The following is an 18,432-nucleotide window of genomic DNA, read 5'->3' as shown; positions in this document are numbered from 1 at the left end:
GACATTCATGACTATTCTGCGACTGAAAGCACTGCTGGGGGCGGGGTGCTTTTCGCTGGCTTTGATCGGGACAGCGATGAATTCGGCGCACGCTGGCGGCCTGGAGCGCGGCGGTTACGACATCGATCTTTTGTTTGACCCCGCGCCGTTCGCTACGGAAGCGGAAGCGACCTACGTGATGCCGGATCGCAAGCTCAAGAATGCACGCGGTCCTGGGGAGACCGACCTCGGTTTCGGGACCACGGCCGATGGGGCCGAGAACTATTGGGTCCCGCGCATCGGCGCGAAGGCCCAAATCGTCCAGGGCGTGGACTGTATGGTTGATTACTCGCAGCCTTGGGGCGTTCATGTTGCGCACGGCATCTGGAACGGTGCGTTTTCCAACATGGAAACCGACATCAAAAGCGATAACTACGCTGCGACTTGTTCTTACAAAATGGATGCGGGCAAGGGTCAGCTCCGCTTTATCGGCGGTGTTTTCTACCAGAAGGTCTACGGCTTCAAGGAAAGCTTGGTGTCACCGCTGGTGCCCGACTTCGGCGGCACCGGTCGCGTCGATCTGACGAGCAACGGCTGGGGCTGGCGCGCCGGCCTTGCCTACGAAATCCCCGACATCGCGTTGCGCGCGAGCCTCGTCTACAATTCGAAAGTTAAGCTCGACAACATCTCGGGCACGCTCGATCTGACCAATGTCGGCAGCGTTGTTCTTCCGATCTACGGCTCAACGCAGTACATGCCGGATGTGGTGGAATTGAAAATGCAGTCGGGCATCGCGCCCGGCTGGCTCGCCTTCGGTTCGATCAAGTGGGTTAACTGGAGCGTGCTGCAGAGTGTGCCGATCTGTCCTGTGGGTGTCCCAACCGCGCTATGCTTTACGAACTCGCCGGGCGAAGTAACGTCGCTCGACCTGATGTATCGTGATGGCTGGACGGTCACGGGCGGCATCGGCCATAAGTTCAACGACGAGTGGAGTGCGGCCGGCCAGCTCTCCTGGGATCGCGGCACGTCGCACGGCTACGGCTCGCAGACGGACACCTGGACGCTGGGCGGCGGCGTCGCTTACACCCCTAAGCCGAATATCGAGGTTCGCTTGGCCGGCGCGGTCGGCGTGCTGACAAGCGGTCATTCCGGTATATTGATTGGCGAGAATGGCAAAGTTGTTGGAGGGGACGCCAGCTACGACTTCGGCAACGATCTGGTCACGGCGATTTCAGGCGGTCTCAAGATCAAGTTCTAAGCCTCTGTAAAGGCGAATAAAAAGGCCGGGCATTGCTCGGCCTTTTCCGTTGAGCGGGTTTGGCCGACGCCTGGGCACCCAAGCCACATTGCATATTAGCCGCACCGCTTTCGCCTCATACGATTGTGACGTTTCGGCAACACTTTCTGAACAACCCCTGCGCTCGAAGTCAGCCAGAGGAAATTGCCCATTTCCCGCCATAAACCCGGCGCACCTCGATCTTGTCTCGGGACACGCGCCAAAAGGCTCGGCGATGGGGCAGGCCGCACCGCCCCGCTGCAAGGAAGATGTGGGGCAAGGAAGAGTATGGACGCCAAAGTCATTTCCAAGGCTAAGCTCCCCAGCCGCTATGTGACCGTCGGTCCGGCGCGGGCGCCGCACCGTTCCTATCTCTATGCGATGGGCTTGTCGGCGGCCGAGATCGCGCAGCCGCTGGTCGGCGTCGCATCCTGCTGGAACGAGGCGGCGCCCTGCAACATATCGCTGATGCGCCAGGCGCAGGTGGTCAAGAAGGGCGTCGCGGCCGCCAGCGGCACGCCGCGCGAATTCTGCACCATCACCGTCACCGACGGCATCGCCATGGGCCACCAGGGCATGAAGTCGTCGCTGGTGTCGCGCGAGGTCATCGCCGATTCAGTCGAACTCACCATGCGCGGCCATTGCTATGACGCGCTGGTCGGGTTGGCCGGCTGCGACAAGTCGCTGCCCGGCATGATGATGGCCATGGTGCGTCTCAACGTGCCGTCGATCTTCATCTATGGCGGTTCGATCCTGCCCGGCAGCTATCGCGGTCGCCAGATCACCGTGCAGGATGTGTTCGAGGCCGTCGGCCAGCACTCCGTCGGCACGATCGATGATGCCGAACTTCTCGAAATCGAGCAGGCGGCCTGTCCGTCGGCCGGCTCCTGCGGCGCCCAGTTCACCGCCAACACAATGGCCACCGTCGCCGAGGCCATCGGTCTGGCGCTGCCCTATTCCTGTGGCGCGCCGGCGCCCTACGAGATGCGCGACCGTTTCAATTTCGCCTCGGGCGAAAAGATCATGGAGCTGATCGCAAAAAACATCCGGCCGCGCGACATCGTCACGCTGAAGGCGCTGGAGAACGCGGCGACCGTGGTCTCGGCCACCGGCGGCTCGACCAACGCGGCGCTCCATCTGCCGGCGATCGCGCATGAGGCCGGCATCAAGTTCGACCTGTTCGACGTGGCGAAGATCTTCGAGAAGACGCCTTACATCGCCGACCTCAAGCCGGGCGGCAAATATGTCGCCAAGGACATGTTCGAGGCAGGCGGCATCCCGCTGCTGATGAAGACACTGCTCGATCACGGTTATCTGCATGGCGACTGCCTTACGGTGACTGGCCGCACTTTGGCCGAAAATATGGAGCACGTTGTCTGGAATGAGCATCAGGATGTGGTCCGCCCGGCCAACAAACCTATTACCCAAACCGGCGGTGTCGTGGGCTTGAAGGGAAACCTTGCCCCCGAAGGCGCGATCGTGAAGGTCGCCGGCATGGCGGAGTTGAAGTTCTCCGGCCCGGCGCGCTGCTTCGATTCGGAAGAGGAATGTTTCGAGGCGGTGACGCATCGCAACTACAGGGAAGGCGAGGTTCTCGTCATTCGTTACGAAGGGCCGCGCGGCGGCCCCGGCATGCGCGAGATGCTGTCGACGACGGCAGCGCTCTACGGCCAGGGCATGGGCGGCAAGGTGGCGCTGATCACCGACGGGCGCTTCTCGGGCGCGACGCGCGGTTTCTGCATCGGCCATGTCGGGCCGGAGGCAGCGGTGGGTGGTCCGATCGGGCTGCTCCGGGATGGCGATTTGATCTCGATCGACGCGGTGAACGGCACGATCGAGGTGGCGTTGTCCGATAGCGAACTGGCGGCGAGGGCAAAGACCTGGAAGGCGCGCACGACCGACTATCAGTCGGGCGCGATATGGAAATATGCACAGACGGTGGGGCCGGCGCGCGATGGCGCGGTGACCCATCCGGGCGGTGCGAAAGAAACACACTGCTATGCGGACATCTGAGTTGTTGAGGTCGTCTGTCTTTTCGGCACTGGTCGCGGCCGCCACTTTTGGCGCGACCTTTGGCGCCGTGGGCCAGGCCATGGCCTTCGACGACAAGGTGTTCGACGACAAGACCGGCGTGAAGCCGCAGTCCAGCCCTTGGGCCGTGTTCCAGTTCGGCTTCTCCGCCTACAAGAACGGCCACAAGGAACAGGCCGCCGAGGCCTACAAATACGCCGCCGAAAACGGCCAGATCGGCGCCACCTGGAAGCTTGCCCGCATGTATGCCGAAGGTGACGGCGTGGCGCGCGACGACTATGAGGCGTTCAAGTTCTTCTCGGAGATCGTCGACCAGGATGTCGAGCCCGGCTCGCCCGAGGAAAGCTATGTCTCCGACGCGCTGGTGGCGCTTGGCGATTATCTGCGCAAGGGCATTCCCGGCAGCCCGGTGACCGAGAACGAGGTGGCGGCCCAGGAATATTACATGCGCGCCGCCGCCAATTACCGCAACCCGAACGCGCAGTTCGAGATGGGGCAGATGTTCCTGAAGGGCGAGGGCGGGGTGAAGGCCAGCGTCAAGCAGGCCGGGCGCTGGTTCCAGCTTGCCGCCGAGAAGGGCCATGCCGGTGCCCAGGCGACGCTGGGCCACCTGTTGTTCCAGAGCGGCAAGATCGTCCGCGGCCTGGCGATGATGACGGCGGCGCTCGAACGCGCTTCGCCGGCCGACCAGCCCTGGATACGCGGCATGCAGGAAGAGGCATTTGCCACCGCGGGCGAAGCCGACCGCCGCACCGCGATCTCGCTGGCCGATGACATCATCACCAAGGGCGGCAACGCGGACCAGTAGTCTCGCGCCAGCCTCACCAACAAAATCTTGATCAGTTCTCTGTCGGTTCCGTCGGCACCATGCTGGGCGCCGGCGTCGAGATCGGCGTGGGGTGCAGGTGCGGCGCCATCGTGTTTGCGGGGCAGCTGTCGCCGACCTTTGTCCACGAGGTGTTGTTGAGTACCATGTCGCAGCGGGCAAGATGGCTCTGGTCGCCAACCGTCAGGCAGGCGACCTGGCCGAGCTGATAGGATTTTCCATTGGCCAGGCATTCCTGATCGGCAAGTGCCGAGGCAGGAGCAGCCATGGCAAATGCCAGGCCGATCGGACAAAGATGAAATCGTATGGTCATGGAACCCCAGCCGCCATGCTGCCCCGCAATGAACTGCTCGAAATGTGGCGATATGAGGGTTTAGCCGTTGTCAGCTGGCCGCAGCGCAAGGTCGATCGCCACCGGTACGTGATCCGACGGCTTTTCCCAGGCGCGGACATGCTTTTCGATCGAGGCCGATGAGAACCGGTTGGCGGCTTCCGGCGACAGCAGCAGATGGTCGATGCGGATGCCGTTGTTCTTCTGCCAGGCGCCTGCCTGATAGTCCCAGAACGTATAGGTGTCGGGCGCGTCGGTGACCGCCCGCACCGCCTCGGTGAAGCCAAGGTTGAGCAGCCGGCGGAAGGCCTGCCGCGTCTGCGGCTGGAACAGCGCATCGCCCAGCCAGTTCTCCGGAAACCGCGCGTCGATCGGCTCGGGGATGACGTTGTAGTCGCCGGCCAGCACCAGCGCCTCTTCGAGCTTCAGGCGCTCTTCAGCCCAGCGCTCCAGCCGCGCCATCCAGGACAGTTTGTAAGGGAACTTCTTCTCGTCATCGATCGGGTTGCCGTTCGGCAGATAGAGCGAGGCGACGCGCAAGGCGCCCTTGTCGGTCGAGAAAACGCCTTCGATGAAACGCGCCTGTTCGTCGGCATCGTCGCCAGGCAGGCCTCTGACAACTTCGTCGAAGCGCAATTTCGACAGGATGGCGACACCATTGAAACCCTTCTGGCCATGGGTTTCGACATTGTAGCCGAGCGCCTCGATCTCGGCGCGCGGGAACTGCTCATCGACCGTCTTGATCTCCTGCAGGCAGGCGATATCGGGCGCGCTTTCGGTCAGCCAATGGGTCAGGTTGCCGATGCGGGCGCGCACGCCGTTGATGTTCCAGGTGACGATTTTCATGACGGTCCCGATGCTGCTCAGTTGGGCTCTTGCGGCGGATGGCGTTCGACGAGCCCGATCGTATTGCCAGCCGGGTCCTTTAGGAAGGCCATCCATTCGGTTTCCCCCGCCGGGCCGAACTGGCCCTCGCTGTCACGATGGACAAGCGTCGGCGTCGCGGTGAAGGGGACGCCGGCCGCCGCCGCCGAGGCGTGGAAATCGTCGAGGCCCGATATGTCGAGATAAACGGTTCCGGCCGGGATGCCGTCGGTGAACAACAGCCTGATATCGCCAGCCATGATGAATGCGATGCCCGGCGGATCGAAGCGCGCATGCAGGCTCATGCCCAGCACGTCGCGCCAAAAGGCCAGAGTTGCATCGAGGTCGCGGCCGGCCGACAGCGCGATCTGACGGACCGCGCCGATGGCGGGCATTCTATATGGAAAAGCTCGTGCCGCAGCCGCAGGAGGCGACGGCATTCGGGTTCCTGATCTGGAACGACTGGCCCATCAAATCGTCGACGAAATCAATCACCGAGCCGCCCATATAGACCAGCGACAGGTCGTCGATCAGCACGGTGGCGCCATCCTTCTCGATGGCGACGTCATCGTCGTTGCGCGTATCGACCAGATCGAACTTGTAAGAAAAGCCCGAGCAACCGCCGCCTTCGACCGAAACGCGCAACGCCGTCTTGCCGGCCTCGCCCGAGACAATCTTCGCGATCCGCCTGGCGGCGGCCTCGGTCATGTCGACTTTCATGGCAGTCTTGGCATCCGCGCCCATGGGCGTCACCTTGCTTTCGGTTTCACATGATAGGTATGAAGCGAGAGGGGCCAAGTCAACCAGGCCAAATCATCTGGACCAAGTCAACCGCGGCGGCATCAGCCATGACCAATGAGTTGGGCGACATCGGATTCGGCTATCGGCCACGCGCCGCCTATGCCTGCGATCCGGCAAAGTCGCGCGGGCGGCTGTTCGACGAGGTGGAAAGCCCAACCCGTACGCCGTTCCAGCGTGATCGCGACCGCATCATCCATTCGACGGCCTTCCGCCGGCTCAAGCACAAGACGCAGGTCTTCATCGCGCACGAAGGCGACCATTACCGCACCCGGCTGACCCATTCGATCGAAGTGGCGCAGATCGCGCGCGCCCTGGCACGGGCGCTGCGCGGCGACGAGGATCTCGCCGAGGCGGTCGCACTGGTGCATGATTTCGGCCACACGCCGTTCGGCCATACTGGCGAGGACGCGCTGAACGAGAAGATGGCCGCCTGGGGCGGCTTCGACCACAACGCGCAATCGCTGCGCATCGTGACCAGGCTGGAGGCGCGCTACGCCGAATTCGACGGGCTCAACCTGACCTGGGAAACGCTGGAAGGTCTGGTCAAGCACAATGGACCGCTGACGGACGCCAACGGTCAAGATCTGAAAGGGCCGGTGCCGCAGGCGATCCGTGATTATTCGCAGCTGCACGATCTCGAACTGGACCGGTTTGCCGGCATCGAGGCGCAATGCGCGGCGATCGCCGACGACATCGCCTACAACAACCATGACATCGACGACGGGTTGAGAGCAGGGCTGCTGACGCTGGACATGCTGGAGATGGTTTCGCTGCCCGGAACCATTCTGAAAGGCGTGCGCGGACGCTATCCCTCCCTCGACGACGTGCGCACCGGCCATGAACTGATGCGGCGGCAGATCACCGCCATGGTCGAGGATGTCATCGTCTCCACCACTGCCAATCTGGAACGCATCAGGCCGCAGAACTCCGATGCGGTGAGAGCAGCAGGCGAGACGATGGTGACTTTCTCGGCCGAAATGGCCGCCTTCGAGAAAGAACTGAAGGCCTTTCTTTACAAGCATCTCTATCGGCACGCGGAAGTCATGCGGGTGCGCGCGGACGCCGAGCAAATCGTCAAGGATCTGTTCGACGCCTATTTCGCTGATCCGCGCGCCATGCCGGACGGCTGGCGCGAGGGGCTGGATCGGGCCGACGATCGCATCAAGGCGCGCAGCGTCACCGACTTCCTGGCGGGTATGACCGATACCTATGCGCTCAAGGAACACCGGCGTTTGTTTGACCATACGCCTGAATTGAGCTAGGGCGGGCTCGATTTTGCCGGCCAACGAGCCGGATTCCCTGTAAAGCCACCAGAGCCAGTCCCATGAACATCTTCGCCGATTTCACCGCGCGAATCATAAAAGCTGTCGAAGCGCTTGATTTGAAAGACAGTAACGGCGTTTCGCCGGATCTATCGCGCATTGCCGTCGAGCCGCCGCGCGACGCCAGCCATGGCGACCTGGCGACCAATGCGGCGATGGTGCTGGCCAAGCCGACTGGCCAGAATCCGCGCGCGCTGGCCGAAAGACTGGCGCAGGCGCTGCGTGAGGACAAGGATGTCGCCGCCACCGAAGTGGCCGGTCCTGGTTTCGTCAATCTCCGGCTGAAGGACGGCTTCTGGCAGACGCATCTGACCGCACTGCTTGGCGAGGGCCGCAACTATGGGCGCTCGACGGTTGGTGGTGGCCGGAAAACCAATGTCGAATACGTCTCGGCCAATCCGACGGGGCCGATGCATGTCGGCCATTGCAGGGGTGCCGTGGTCGGCGACGCGCTGGCCAACCTGATGGCCTTCGCCGGCTACGACGTGACCAAGGAATATGTCATCAACGATGCCGGCTCGCAGATCGACGTGCTCGGCCGCTCGGTCATGCTGCGCTACCGGGAGGCGCTTGGCGATGACATCGGCGAGATTCCGGCCGGGCTTTACCCCGGCGATTATCTCGTCCCTGTCGGTCAGGCGCTGGCCAAGGAGTTCGGCCGCTCGCTCTTGCAGATGCCGGACGACGAGGCGCTCGCCATCGTCAAGGACCGTACCATCGATGCGATGATGGCCATGATCCGCGAGGATCTGGCGATGCTCAACGTGCATCACGACGTGTTCTTCTCCGAGCGCACACTGCATGCCGACAATGCCAGGAAGATCCGCTCGGCGATCAGCGATCTGACGCTGAAAGGCCATATCTACAAGGGTAAGCTGCCGCCGCCCAAGGGCGAGAAGCCCGAAGATTGGGAGGACCGCGAGCAGACGCTGTTCCGTTCGACCGCGGTCGGCGACGACATGGACCGGGCGCTGGTCAAGTCCGATGGCTCATTCACCTATTTCGCCGCCGACGTCGCCTATCTCAAGGACAAGGTCGATCGGGGCTTCGTCGACCTGATCTATGTGCTCGGCGCCGACCATGGCGGTTATGTCAAGCGGCTGGAAGCGCTGGCGCGGGCCATCGCAGGGGACGAGGTGAAGCTCACCGTGCTGCTTTGCCAATTGGTGAAACTGTTTCGCGACGGCGAGCCGGTGCGCATGTCGAAGCGGTCCGGCGATTTCGTGACGTTGCGCGAAGTGGTGGAGGAGGTCGGCCGCGACGCGATCCGCTTCATGATGCTCTACCGCAAGAACGATGCGCCGTTGGATTTCGATTTCGCCAAGGTGACCGAGCAGTCCAAGGACAACCCGGTGTTCTATGTGCAGTATGCCTCGGCGCGCTGCCATTCGGTGTTCCGGCAGGCGAGCGAGCAATTGGGTGAAGCCAATTTCGACCGCAACAGCCTGGCGTCCGCCGTGGCTTTGCTGACCGACGAGGGCGAGATTGGCCTGATCCGCAAGCTTGCAGAATATCCCCGCCTGATCGAGTCCGCGGCACTTGCGCTCGAGCCGCACCGGCTGGCATTTTACCTCTATGATCTGGCTTCCAGCTTCCATGGACACTGGAACCGTGGCACGGATAATCCGGACTTACGTTTTGTTAAGGTTAACGACCGACAATTGACGCATGCCAGACTAGGGCTGGTGCAGGCTGTTTCGGACGTCTTGACGTCCGGCCTGACGTTGATCGGAGCCGCCGCGCCCACCGAAATGCGTTAGGTTTGACTAAATAACCTGTCACCTTTTGCCCACATTGCGCTGGTAAGGGCCAACCCTACGCGACGTCCATGGCGTCCGAATGAGTGCGAGTTCGGGAACAATAATGGCAGACACAACCCAGCTGAGAGTATCCGACAACAACGACATCACTGACGATGATCCGTTCGCGGAACTGACCAGGATCATGGGGTTCGACCCGCGCCAGCCGGTCAAACCGCAGTCGCCCGCCCAGCCGAAAGCCCCAGCCGCCGATCACGTGGCGGAGGAGGGCGATTTCGATATCGATCTCGAGAAGGAAATGATGGGCGAGTTCGGCGCTGACGACAGCGACGCCGCTCCGGTTGCCGAGGCTCGTGAGCCGACTTTCGAGCATGAGCCTGCATTCGAAACGGCTGATGCAGGCGCGATGGACGAAGGCGAGCTTTTGGTGTCGCTCGACGACGATTTCCATCTGGACATGACTGATGTCGACGACCACGCCGTCGGCGATACGGCCGCCGCCGAAACCGCGCCGTCTTTCGACGCTGATTTCGACAATGCCGTCGCCAGTTCGCTTGAGGATGTCTCGCCCTTCGAGGACGACCAGCCGATGGCGGACGAGCTTGCCGCGTCGCTCGACCAGGACGTCCGGATCGATGAGGAGGCCGAAGAGGCCCCGCACGCTGTTGCCGTTGCCGACGCGCCTGCTGTCGAGACGGCCGCCTCGGATCATGAATTCGACGATGCGGTCGCGATCTCGCTCGAAGACGAGCTGATGCTCGACGACCATTCGGTGGCGGAACAGGCCTACACGGCCGCCGATCCCGCCGAGTATCCCATGCCGGAGCAGGCCGCGCGTGATGGCCAAGCTTCCGACGAGAATTTCGCCGGCCACTTCGACGACTCCATGGCCGATGTCGACATGGATTTTGACGTTCGCGCTGATGAGCCGGTCGTATCCGAGGAGCCGGAAGCGCATGATATGCTCGCCGATAGCGCGGATGCGAAGGGCGAGACTCCCAGTCCTGAAGCTGCGTCGGATGAAGCGGCGTCGGATGATGCTTTCGACCTGAACTTCGACGACAAGTTTGCCGAAACAGTCGAAGAGCCGGTCGCCGAAATCGCCGCCGCTGCGGTCCAGCCGGCGGCACCAGAAGCCAATGTCGCACCCGCGGTGCAAGCCCCGATCGCGGACGAACGAAGCCTGGAAGACGAGTTGAATGCGCTGCTGGGTGCCATGACCGCGCGCACGACGCCCCTGGCCAAAGTGGAGCCAGTCATGGCTCAGCCGGCTGACGCCGCTCAGTCGCACGTCGTCGAGGCCGCGGAGACCACCGAGGAACCGGCCGATCTTGTCGGCGACCTCGACTGGGATCTTGAAGAACCCGCGCCTGATCAGCCCCAGCACCTTGGCACCGCCCAGGCAGCCGATGCGGATGTCGACGATCTTCTGCCTGATAAACTTGAGGATCCGGGCTCGGACGTCGCCGGACATGGCGATGTCGATTTCGACAATGATGCGTTCGACGCGGCTTTGGCCAAAAGCCTGGATCCGCGTGGTGATGCGTCCGCTTCCCGGGACAATTCGGCGGATTCTCTCGATTGGCTGGCGGAGCGTTCCACGCCGCCCGAGCCAGCCCGTTCGTGGAGCCGCGTGACGCCGGTTCCGCAGCAGCCGTCATTTAGCGCTCAGCCTGCGTTTAGCGCTCAGCCGGTCGCTTCGATGGCGTCCGTGGCCGCAGCGTCGGCAGTCGCCGCGGTGACGTCCTACCGTTCGGCCGAGCCGGCCGAGACCGTCGCCCCTGTATCCGCGCCGCCATCGCGCCAGTCCGCTCAATACGAAGACATGCCCGATGTCGAGACGGTCGATGTGCCCGAGCGTGTCGTGGCGCTGGCGGACGATCTCGATATTCCAGAACTGCACTTCGAGGAAGATCAGCCGGCGACGTCTGGCTATGACGATCTCGACGCCGAGTTCTCCAGCCTTCTCTCCGAGATGAACGCGGTGGAGGTCGCTGCCGCTCCCACAAGCAACGCGGCCGGCGCGTCTTACGATGATGACTCCTACGCCGCGGGCTTCAAACCGGGCTATGACAGCGTCAAGCCGGGCTATGACAGGGTCAAGCCGGGCTATGACGGGGTCAAGCCGGGCTATGACGGGGTCAAGCCGGGCTATGAGTCGGAAGCCCGGACCTATGCGGCGCGGCCGATGGAAGTGTCTGCCCGCCCGGCGGCGCCAACGGGTTATGCCGATGCCGCCGACGGCTTCGATCTCGACAGTCTGCCCGGCAACCAGCCGGTTTCACAGGCGGACGATTTCACCGTCGATGAACTCGACTACGATCCTGAACACGATGAGGCGATGGCTGTTCCGGGCCTCGGCGAGCGTGAGGCCGCGAGGCCTTCGCGCGGGCGTGGCCTGTTCATCGCCGCGATTGTCGGTGCGGTGGCGGTCGCAGGCGGCCTCGGTGCCTTTGCGCTGACTTTCGGCGGCAAGGGCGGCAGCGAGGCGCCGGTGATCGTCAAGGCCGACAACGCGCCGATCAAGGTCAAGCCGGAGAATCCGGGTGGGGCCGTGGTGCCGAACCAGGACAACAAGGTCTACGACGCGGTCAGGGGCGCGAAGCCCGCCGAGCCGGTCCAGGAAAAGCTGGTCACCAACACCGAAGAACCGGTGGACGTGCAGGCGAAGGACCCGGCCCGCGCCATCGATCTTTCGCCGGACCAGAACGCAGCCGCCGCGGCCGCTGACGGCAACGCCGCGCCGACCGCCGGCGCCGCTTCGGCCGACAACACAGCACCCGCGCCCAAGTCCGAGGATCGCATCGCACAGGTGCTGCAGGAAGCCGACAAGGGCACCAATGCCGATGTCGTCGCCGTTGCGCCGCGCAAGGTGAGGACCATGGTGGTCAAGTCGGACGGTTCGCTGGTGCCGCGTGAGGATCCGGCGCCCGCCGCCCCGCAGATGGCCGCCGCGGAGCCGGTCGATCCGGCGCCGCAGCATGTTGCCCCGTCGGGGCAGGCTGACGCGGACCAGACCGGCACCGTGGCGCCCGCCGCCGCCCCGGCGGACGACGAGCCGGCTCTCAAACCGGTGGCTGCAGCCAAGCCCAAGGCCGAGGCCAAGGCGCAGTCGGCCAACACGCCGGCCAAGGTTCCGCTCGCGCCGCAGCGCCCGTCCGACCAGCCGGTCGATGTCGTCGGCGAGGTCAAGCCCGATCAGGTTGCGTCCATCGATCCGGCATCGACCGCGACCGGCGGTGGTTCGTGGTCGATGCAGATCGCTTCACAGCCGACGGTCGAAAGCGCCCAGTCCAGTTATCAGGATCTGCAGCGCCGCTATGGCAGCGTGCTCGCCGGCCGTACCGCCAACATCGTCAAGGCCGAGATCGCCGGCAAGGGCACGTTCTACCGTGTGCGCGTGCCAGCGCAGTCGCGCAACGATGCGATCAATTTGTGCACCAGCTACAAGGCCGCCGGCGGCAACTGCTTCGTCTCGCGCTAGAGCCGGGCCAACCAATCAAAAGCCGGCGCGGTGACCGCGCCGCTTTTTCATGGGGAAAGCAGATCTGGCGTTTGACCGCTTGTGATCCGGATGATTCCCTTTGATCGCGCGAAGCTTTAGACTTCTGACATGACCGAATCAAAATCCATGATCCTCGGCTGTGCCGGGAAATCGCTCACCCGCGAAGAAATCAATTTCTATCGCAATGAATGCCCATGGGCCTTCATCCTGTTTGCGCGCAACATCGGCGAGACCGAACAGATCCGCGATCTGGTCGCCGAGATGCGCGACTGTATCGGACGTCCGGACGCGCTGGTGTTCATCGACCAGGAGGGTGGGCGTGTGCAACGCCTGCGGCCGCCCCTGGCGCCGAACTATCCGGCCGGCGGCGCGCTCGGCGCGCTGTGGCGCGACGACCATGATGCCGGCGCCCGCGCGGCCTGGCTGATGGCGCGGCTGCATGCCTTCGATCTGCTGCGTTACGGCATCACCGCCGATTGCCTGCCGGTGCTCGACGTCCCGATCGAAGGCGCCAGCGACGTTATTGGCGCGCGTGCCTATGGCAAGGACCCGCGACCGGTGATTGAACTCGGCCGCGCCGCCGCGGAAGGGCTGATGTCGGGCGGGGTACTGCCCGTCATGAAGCACATTCCGGGCCACGGGCGCGCCTTTGCCGACACGCATTTCGAGTTGCCTGTCGTCAACGCCTCGCTGAGCGATCTGCAGCGGCATGATTTTGCCCCGTTTCGGGAGCTCAACCATCTGCCGATGGCGATGACGGCACATGTCGTCTACAGCGCGATAGACCCCAACAACCCGGCGACCACTTCCGGCAAGGTCATCGACGAGATCATCCGGCGCGAGATCGGCTTCGACGGGCTGCTGATGAGCGACGACACGTCGATGAAGGCACTTTCTGGGGATTTCCCGACAAAGGCGGCCTCGATCCTTGCGGCGGGCTGCGATCTGGTCCTTCACTGCAACGGCGTTTTCGAGGAGATGGCCGGCATTGCATCGCGGACCACGGGGCTCGAGGGCACGTCGCTGGAGCGCGCAAAGCGGGCGCTGACCTACATTAAGAACCGCGACGCGGTGGAAGAAACCGAGATACGCGCTGAATTCGCCACCTATTTCGATGCGGTGGCTTAACAAAGGGAAGTGAGAGGAAGTGGCGGAAACATTGGAAAGCAAGGCCGCGAAGGCCGCACCGATGGACCGTCTGTGGGCCGAGAATGACGATTCACGCGTCACCGGCGACCCGTCGCTGGTGGTCGACGTGGCCGGCTTCGAAGGCCCGCTCGATCTTCTGCTGCATCTGGCTCGCACCCAGAAGGTCGATCTGGCGCGCATTTCGATCCTGGCGCTGGTCGAGCAATATCTGACCTTTGTCGAGACGGCGAGGGCGCTCAGGCTCGAGCTTGCCGCCGACTATCTGGTGATGGCGGCGTGGCTGGCCTTCCTCAAATCGAAGCTTCTGATCCCCAAGCAGCCGGGCGACGAAGGCGAAAGCGGCGAGGAACTGGCGGCGGTGCTGCAGTTCCGGCTGAAGCGGCTGGAGGCCATGCGCGACGCTTCGGCGCGCCTGGTCAACCGCAATCGGCTCGGCCGTGACGTGTTCGCGCGCGGCATGCCGGAAATGGTCATCGTCGAAAAGCGCAACGCCTATTCAGCCTCGCTCTACGATCTGCTCACTGCCTATGCCCAGCAACGGCAGAAGCAGGCGATCAGCAATGTGACGATCGCCAGGCGCGGTGTCTGGTCGCTCAAGGACGCGCGCGATATCCTGACCCGTCTGGTTGGGGCTCTCCACGACTGGGCAACGCTGGAAAGCTTTCTGATCGTGTACATGACCAGCCCCGAGGAGCGGCGCACGGCGATCGCCAGCTCTTTCGCGGCCACGCTGGAACTGGTGCGCGAAGGCACGATGGACATGCGGCAGGACGAAGTCTTCGCGCCGATCTATCTGCGCGGCCGCGCACAGGCAATCAAGGCAGTCGAGGTGGCATCATGAGCGAACGCGCCAACGCTTCGGTTATCCCTTTCAAGGTCGGCGATGAACCCGAAGAGGAGTCGCTTTCCCGGGATCCGGCCGAGCAACAAATGCAGAATCCGGCCGAACGGCTGCATCTGGCGGAAGCGGTACGCATGGCCGAGGCTATCGTGTTCGCCAGTGCCGAGCCCGTCAGCGAAAAGCAACTTGCGGCGCGGCTGCCGGACGGCATCAGCATCGCCCTGGCAATGACCGAGCTGCAGCAGATCTACGCGCGGCGCGGCGTCAATCTGGTGCGTGTCGGCGATGCCTGGGCATTCCGCACGGCCGGCGATCTGGCTTTCCTGATGAGCCGGGATACTGTCCAGCAAAGGAAGCTTTCCCGTGCGGCGCTCGAAGTGCTGGCGATCATCGCCTATCACCAGCCGGTGACGCGCGCCGAGATCGAGGACATCCGAGGCGTCGAAACCTCGAAAGGCACGCTCGACACGCTGCTGGAAACGGAATGGGTGCGCATGCGCGGCCGGCGCAAAACGCCGGGGCGCCCTGTCACCTACGGCACCACCGACACCTTCCTCGACCATTTCGCGCTGGAGGAGATCCGCGATCTTCCCGGCATGGAGGAACTCAAGGGGGCCGGACTGCTTTCGGGCCGCATGCCGTCGAATTTCGCCATTCCGGTTCCTCCGTCCGATCCTGATGCGTTGACCGACGACGAGGATGCGCTGACCGACATCGATCTTGAAGAACTCGGCCTGCTGACGCCGCGCGTCACGGAAGATTGACTGGCATTGGCCGCCGATCTGTCGAGGATGCGCGGATTCGTAGCGGGCCATCGCGTTGAAAATGCGTGACATCCGCCACCCTTTCATAAACTCTGTCGCAGTTGTGTTTGAATCCCAACGCGAAAACGCATAGATCATCGCCAGGGAAAACATTCGAGAGAGATTTGTTATGGGTTCATTTTCGATTTGGCATTGGATGATCGTGCTGGTGATCGTGCTGCTGGTGTTCGGCCGCGGCAAGATTCCCGAGCTGATGGGCGACATGGCCAAGGGCATCAAGAGCTTCAAGAAGGGCATGGCCGACGACGACGTTGCCGAAGACAAGCGCACCGTCGAACATCGCGCCGACGAGACCGTTGCGGCCGCGAAGGAAAAAGCCAGCAAGAGCTGAGCCACGGGTTCTAGTCGGAACAAAGTGCCATGTTTGAAGTCGGCTGGACCGAAATGCTGGTCATCGCGATCGTCATGATCGTGGTCGTCGGACCCAAGGATTTACCCAATATGCTGCGCACCTTCGGCCGCACGACGGCGAAGCTGCGCGCCATGGCGTCCGATTTCCAGAAACAGTTCAACGAAGCGCTGAAGGAAGCCGAGCTCGACGACGTCAAGAAGTCGGTCGACGAGCTCAGGGGCCTCAGCCCGATGGCCGAGATCAGGAAGCAGCTCAATCCGTTCGAACAGGCCGCGGCCGACGTTCGCTCCGGCGTCGACGCGGCGATGAAGCCGAAGCCGGCGGCGGACCCGGCAATGCCTGCCGCTTCGACCCCGCTGGCCGCCGAGCCGTTGAAGAACGGTGCAACGACCATGCCTGGCGTCAATGGGCCGGAAGCAGTACCGGCAGCGCCGATTTTCCCGGCAATGACCGATGAATCGGTGGTGACGTCGTCAGTACCGACGGAACCAATTGTGGCGCCGAAGGCGTCAGCGGCGAAGAAAGCCAAGGCTACGCCGGCGAAGGCGATCCCGGTGGTAAAAGCGCAGGCGAAGGCTTCGGCAAATGGTGCAAAGGTTTCTGCGCCGGCGAAAGCGGAGATCGCCAAGGCAACGCCTCTGCCCAAGGTGCCGGCGAAGCCCGCGACCGCGGCACAGGCTGAAACGCCCAAAGCCGCGAAGCCCGTTGCGGCCAAGGCGATCGCGACCAAGACCGTGGCGAAAGCCGATCCGAAGCCTGCTCCGGCGAAGAAGCCGGCGGCCAAGAAGACGGCGGGAGCCGCCAAGTGAGCGTTTCGGACAAGGAAAAGGACGAGATCGAGAAATCGTCGGCGCCGCTGATGGAGCATCTGATCGAGTTGCGCCGGAGGCTGATCTGGTCGATCGGCGGCTTCTTCGTCGCCTTTCTCGTTTGTTTCTTCTTCGCCAAGAAGCTGTTCAACCTTCTGGTGATCCCGTTCAAATGGGCGACGAAGTGGGCCGGGCTCGATCCGCACAAGGTCGAGCTGATCTACACCGCTCCGCAGGAATTCTTCTTCACCCAGGTGAAGCTCGCCATGTTCGGCGGCATGGTGATCGCCTTTCCGCTGATCGCCACGCAGATCTACAAGTTCATCGCGCCAGGCCTCTACAAGAACGAGCGCAACGCCTTCCTGCCGTTCCTGATCGCGTCGCCCATCCTGTTCCTGATGGGCGCGTCGCTGGTCTATTTCTTCTTCACGCCGATGGTGATGTGGTTCTTCCTCGCCATGCAACAGGCCGGCACCGACGATCAGGTGCAGATCTCGCTGCTGCCGAAAGTGTCGGAATATCTCAGCCTGATCATGACGCTGATCTTCTCCTTCGGCCTGGTGTTCCAGCTGCCGGTGGTGACCAGCCTGATGACGCGCGTCGGCATGCTGTCATCCAAGGGGCTGGCCGAGAAGCGCAAATGGGCGATCGTCATCGCCTTTGTCGTCGCTGCCGTGCTGACGCCACCCGATCCGATGAGCCAGATCGGCCTCGCCCTTCCGACCATCCTTCTCTACGAGGTCTCCATCTGGGCTGCTCGATTGATCGAGCGCGATCAGGAAAAGCAGCGCGTGGCGCGCGAGAAGAGGGACGCGGCGGAAACCGTGGCGGACAAAGCACCGGACGAGCCTCCGGCGCCTGCCGCCTCGTAACACCGGGCTGCGTGGAAAACGGCAGCCGCGGCCTAGCCTCATCTTGCATCGATCAAGGATGCGGTTTACGCCCTCTGGCTGAAACGCATCGCTATCAAGCGATGCGTTTCAGTTTTGTTTTGAGCGTGTCGTTGTCCCAAAACCGCTGCGCACTTTGGGCGACATGCTCCCTGAGGACGGATGAACCATGCTTGACATCAAATGGATTCGCGACAACCCGAAGGCCCTTGTCGAGGCGCTGGTCAAGCGCTCGTGGTCGGCGGGTGAGGCGCAGTCCACGGTCGACGGGCTGATTGCCTCGGACGAGGCGCGGCGCGAACACGTCACCGAGCTGCAGACCAGGCAGGAGCGCCGCAACGCCGCCTCGAAGGAGATCGGCAACGCCATGCGTTCGGGCGACGCGGCACTTGCCGAGAAGCTGAAAGCCGAGGTCGGCGAGATCAAAATCTTCATCCAGAACGGCGAGGCGCGCGAGCGCGAGCTCGACAAGGCGCTGACCGATGCGCTGGCGGTGCTGCCCAATGTGCCGTTCGATGACGTGCCTGTGGGCAAGGACGAGCACGACAATGTGGTGAAGCACATCGTCGGCAAGGTGCCGACGCGTCCGAATTGGGTGAAGGAGCATTTCGAGATCGGCGAAGCGCTTGGCATGATGGATTTCGAGCGGGCGGCGAAGCTGTCAGGCTCGCGTTTCACCGTGCTGAAGAGGGGTCTGGCGCGGATGGAACGCGCGCTCGGCCAGTTCATGCTCGACCTGCACACGACCGAGCATGGCTATGAGGAAATCCAGCCACCGCTGATGGTGCGCGACCATGCGATGTTTGGCACCGGACAGCTGCCAAAATTTAAAGAGGATTTGTTTCGTGCTTCGATCAATGATCTGCCTCGAT

16 protein-coding genes and 1 pseudogene are annotated in these 18,432 nt (G+C 63.0%); 13 read left to right on the top strand and 4 right to left on the bottom strand.

All coding sequences use genetic code 11. The features are described from left to right. Window positions 1–7 precede the first annotated feature (7 nt). From NKH19_RS24655 to NKH19_RS24645, 3 genes are all read left to right on the top strand, one after another. A complete protein-coding gene (locus NKH19_RS24655; RefSeq protein ID WP_352871280.1) occupies window positions 8–1,237 on the top strand; it encodes an outer membrane protein transport protein in 1,230 nt (409 codons plus the stop codon). A 306-nt stretch (window positions 1,238–1,543) separates the two neighbouring features. Next, window positions 1,544–3,268, top strand: coding sequence for a dihydroxy-acid dehydratase (ilvD, locus tag NKH19_RS24650; protein ID WP_352871279.1), 1,725 nt, complete (start codon window positions 1,544–1,546; stop codon window positions 3,266–3,268). Beyond that, entirely contained in the window at window positions 3,255–4,094 is an 840-nt protein-coding gene (locus NKH19_RS24645; RefSeq protein WP_352871277.1) for a tetratricopeptide repeat protein, read from the top strand. The genes ilvD and NKH19_RS24645 overlap by 14 nt, the downstream gene beginning before the upstream one ends. 31 nt (window positions 4,095–4,125) lie before the next feature. On the opposite strand, the gene NKH19_RS24640 is transcribed toward NKH19_RS24645, so the two are convergent. From NKH19_RS24640 to erpA, 4 genes are all read right to left on the bottom strand, one after another. Further along, window positions 4,126–4,380 (bottom strand): hypothetical protein, encoded by a 255-nt coding sequence (locus tag NKH19_RS24640; protein WP_352982927.1) that lies wholly within the window; start codon window positions 4,378–4,380, stop codon window positions 4,126–4,128. A gap of 105 nt (window positions 4,381–4,485) precedes the next feature. Next, window positions 4,486–5,289, bottom strand: coding sequence for an exodeoxyribonuclease III (gene xth / locus NKH19_RS24635; protein ID WP_352871275.1), 804 nt, complete (start codon window positions 5,287–5,289; stop codon window positions 4,486–4,488). Between the two features lie 17 nt (window positions 5,290–5,306). Next, on the bottom strand, window positions 5,307–5,702 hold the full coding sequence (locus NKH19_RS24630; protein WP_352871274.1) for a VOC family protein: 396 nt from the start codon (window positions 5,700–5,702) through the stop codon (window positions 5,307–5,309). Between the two features lies 1 nt (window position 5,703). Beyond that, window positions 5,704–6,051 carry an iron-sulfur cluster insertion protein ErpA gene (gene erpA / locus NKH19_RS24625; protein WP_027024881.1) on the bottom strand — a complete coding sequence of 116 codons (348 nt, stop codon included), beginning with the start codon at window positions 6,049–6,051 and terminating at the stop codon, window positions 5,704–5,706. A gap of 104 nt (window positions 6,052–6,155) precedes the next feature. Between erpA and NKH19_RS24620 the strand changes: the two genes are divergently transcribed. From NKH19_RS24620 to NKH19_RS24575, 10 genes and pseudogenes are all read left to right on the top strand, one after another. Then, the gene (locus NKH19_RS24620) at window positions 6,156–7,370 is read left to right on the top strand and encodes a deoxyguanosinetriphosphate triphosphohydrolase (RefSeq protein WP_352871273.1); all 1,215 of its coding nucleotides are present in this window, start codon (window positions 6,156–6,158) and stop codon (window positions 7,368–7,370) included. A gap of 62 nt (window positions 7,371–7,432) precedes the next feature. Beyond that, a complete protein-coding gene (argS, locus tag NKH19_RS24615) occupies window positions 7,433–9,190 on the top strand; it encodes an arginine--tRNA ligase (RefSeq protein WP_352871271.1) in 1,758 nt (585 codons plus the stop codon). Between the two features lie 103 nt (window positions 9,191–9,293). Continuing rightward, on the top strand, window positions 9,294–12,674 hold the full coding sequence (locus tag NKH19_RS24610) for an SPOR domain-containing protein (protein ID WP_352982924.1): 3,381 nt from the start codon (window positions 9,294–9,296) through the stop codon (window positions 12,672–12,674). 129 nt (window positions 12,675–12,803) lie between these two features. Beyond that, entirely contained in the window at window positions 12,804–13,823 is a 1,020-nt protein-coding gene (nagZ, locus tag NKH19_RS24605; RefSeq protein WP_352871269.1) for a beta-N-acetylhexosaminidase, read from the top strand. A gap of 61 nt (window positions 13,824–13,884) precedes the next feature. After that, window positions 13,885–14,685, top strand: a complete 801-nt coding sequence (locus NKH19_RS24600) for a segregation and condensation protein A (protein ID WP_352871320.1) — start codon at window positions 13,885–13,887, stop codon at window positions 14,683–14,685. Continuing rightward, the gene (gene scpB / locus NKH19_RS24595) at window positions 14,682–15,449 is read left to right on the top strand and encodes an SMC-Scp complex subunit ScpB (protein WP_352871266.1); all 768 of its coding nucleotides are present in this window, start codon (window positions 14,682–14,684) and stop codon (window positions 15,447–15,449) included. The genes NKH19_RS24600 and scpB overlap by 4 nt, the downstream gene beginning before the upstream one ends. A gap of 169 nt (window positions 15,450–15,618) precedes the next feature. Continuing rightward, the gene (locus NKH19_RS24590) at window positions 15,619–15,840 is read left to right on the top strand and encodes a twin-arginine translocase TatA/TatE family subunit (protein ID WP_013531295.1); all 222 of its coding nucleotides are present in this window, start codon (window positions 15,619–15,621) and stop codon (window positions 15,838–15,840) included. Window positions 15,841–15,869: 29 nt separating this feature from the next. After that, entirely contained in the window at window positions 15,870–16,670 is an 801-nt protein-coding gene (gene tatB, locus NKH19_RS24585) for a Sec-independent protein translocase protein TatB (protein WP_352871265.1), read from the top strand. Next, the gene (tatC, locus tag NKH19_RS24580; RefSeq protein WP_352871263.1) at window positions 16,667–17,542 is read left to right on the top strand and encodes a twin-arginine translocase subunit TatC; all 876 of its coding nucleotides are present in this window, start codon (window positions 16,667–16,669) and stop codon (window positions 17,540–17,542) included. Before tatB ends, tatC begins: the two co-directional genes overlap by 4 nt. A 187-nt stretch (window positions 17,543–17,729) precedes the next feature. Further along, window positions 17,730–18,410 (top strand): annotated as a pseudogene (locus tag NKH19_RS24575) (serine--tRNA ligase); the annotation flags it as partial. Window positions 18,411–18,432: the final 22 nt, after the last annotated feature.

The organism is Mesorhizobium sp. M1338 (assembly GCF_040318045.1).
Taxonomy (GTDB): domain Bacteria; phylum Pseudomonadota; class Alphaproteobacteria; order Rhizobiales; family Rhizobiaceae; genus Mesorhizobium.
The sequence above is the reverse complement of the archived record's forward strand: the minus strand, read 5'-3'. Positions and strand labels throughout refer to the sequence as shown.

What these genes read in the sequence shown, in the direction of transcription:
- NKH19_RS24655 (WP_352871280.1), top strand. Translation starts at nt 8, where the DNA reads ATGACTATTCTGCGACTGAAAGCACTGCTGGGGGCGGGGTGCTTTTCG.
- ilvD (WP_352871279.1), top strand. Translation starts at nt 1,544, where the DNA reads ATGGACGCCAAAGTCATTTCCAAGGCTAAGCTCCCCAGCCGCTATGTG.
- NKH19_RS24645 (WP_352871277.1), top strand. Translation starts at nt 3,255, where the DNA reads ATGCGGACATCTGAGTTGTTGAGGTCGTCTGTCTTTTCGGCACTGGTC.
- NKH19_RS24640 (WP_352982927.1), bottom strand. Translation starts at nt 4,380, where the DNA reads ATGGCTGCTCCTGCCTCGGCACTTGCCGATCAGGAATGCCTGGCCAAT.
- xth (WP_352871275.1), bottom strand. Translation starts at nt 5,289, where the DNA reads ATGAAAATCGTCACCTGGAACATCAACGGCGTGCGCGCCCGCATCGGC.
- NKH19_RS24630 (WP_352871274.1), bottom strand. Translation starts at nt 5,702, where the DNA reads ATGCCCGCCATCGGCGCGGTCCGTCAGATCGCGCTGTCGGCCGGCCGC.
- erpA (WP_027024881.1), bottom strand. Translation starts at nt 6,051, where the DNA reads ATGGGCGCGGATGCCAAGACTGCCATGAAAGTCGACATGACCGAGGCC.
- NKH19_RS24620 (WP_352871273.1), top strand. Translation starts at nt 6,156, where the DNA reads ATGACCAATGAGTTGGGCGACATCGGATTCGGCTATCGGCCACGCGCC.
- argS (WP_352871271.1), top strand. Translation starts at nt 7,433, where the DNA reads ATGAACATCTTCGCCGATTTCACCGCGCGAATCATAAAAGCTGTCGAA.
- NKH19_RS24610 (WP_352982924.1), top strand. Translation starts at nt 9,294, where the DNA reads ATGGCAGACACAACCCAGCTGAGAGTATCCGACAACAACGACATCACT.
- nagZ (WP_352871269.1), top strand. Translation starts at nt 12,804, where the DNA reads ATGACCGAATCAAAATCCATGATCCTCGGCTGTGCCGGGAAATCGCTC.
- NKH19_RS24600 (WP_352871320.1), top strand. Translation starts at nt 13,885, where the DNA reads ATGGACCGTCTGTGGGCCGAGAATGACGATTCACGCGTCACCGGCGAC.
- scpB (WP_352871266.1), top strand. Translation starts at nt 14,682, where the DNA reads ATGAGCGAACGCGCCAACGCTTCGGTTATCCCTTTCAAGGTCGGCGAT.
- NKH19_RS24590 (WP_013531295.1), top strand. Translation starts at nt 15,619, where the DNA reads ATGGGTTCATTTTCGATTTGGCATTGGATGATCGTGCTGGTGATCGTG.
- tatB (WP_352871265.1), top strand. Translation starts at nt 15,870, where the DNA reads ATGTTTGAAGTCGGCTGGACCGAAATGCTGGTCATCGCGATCGTCATG.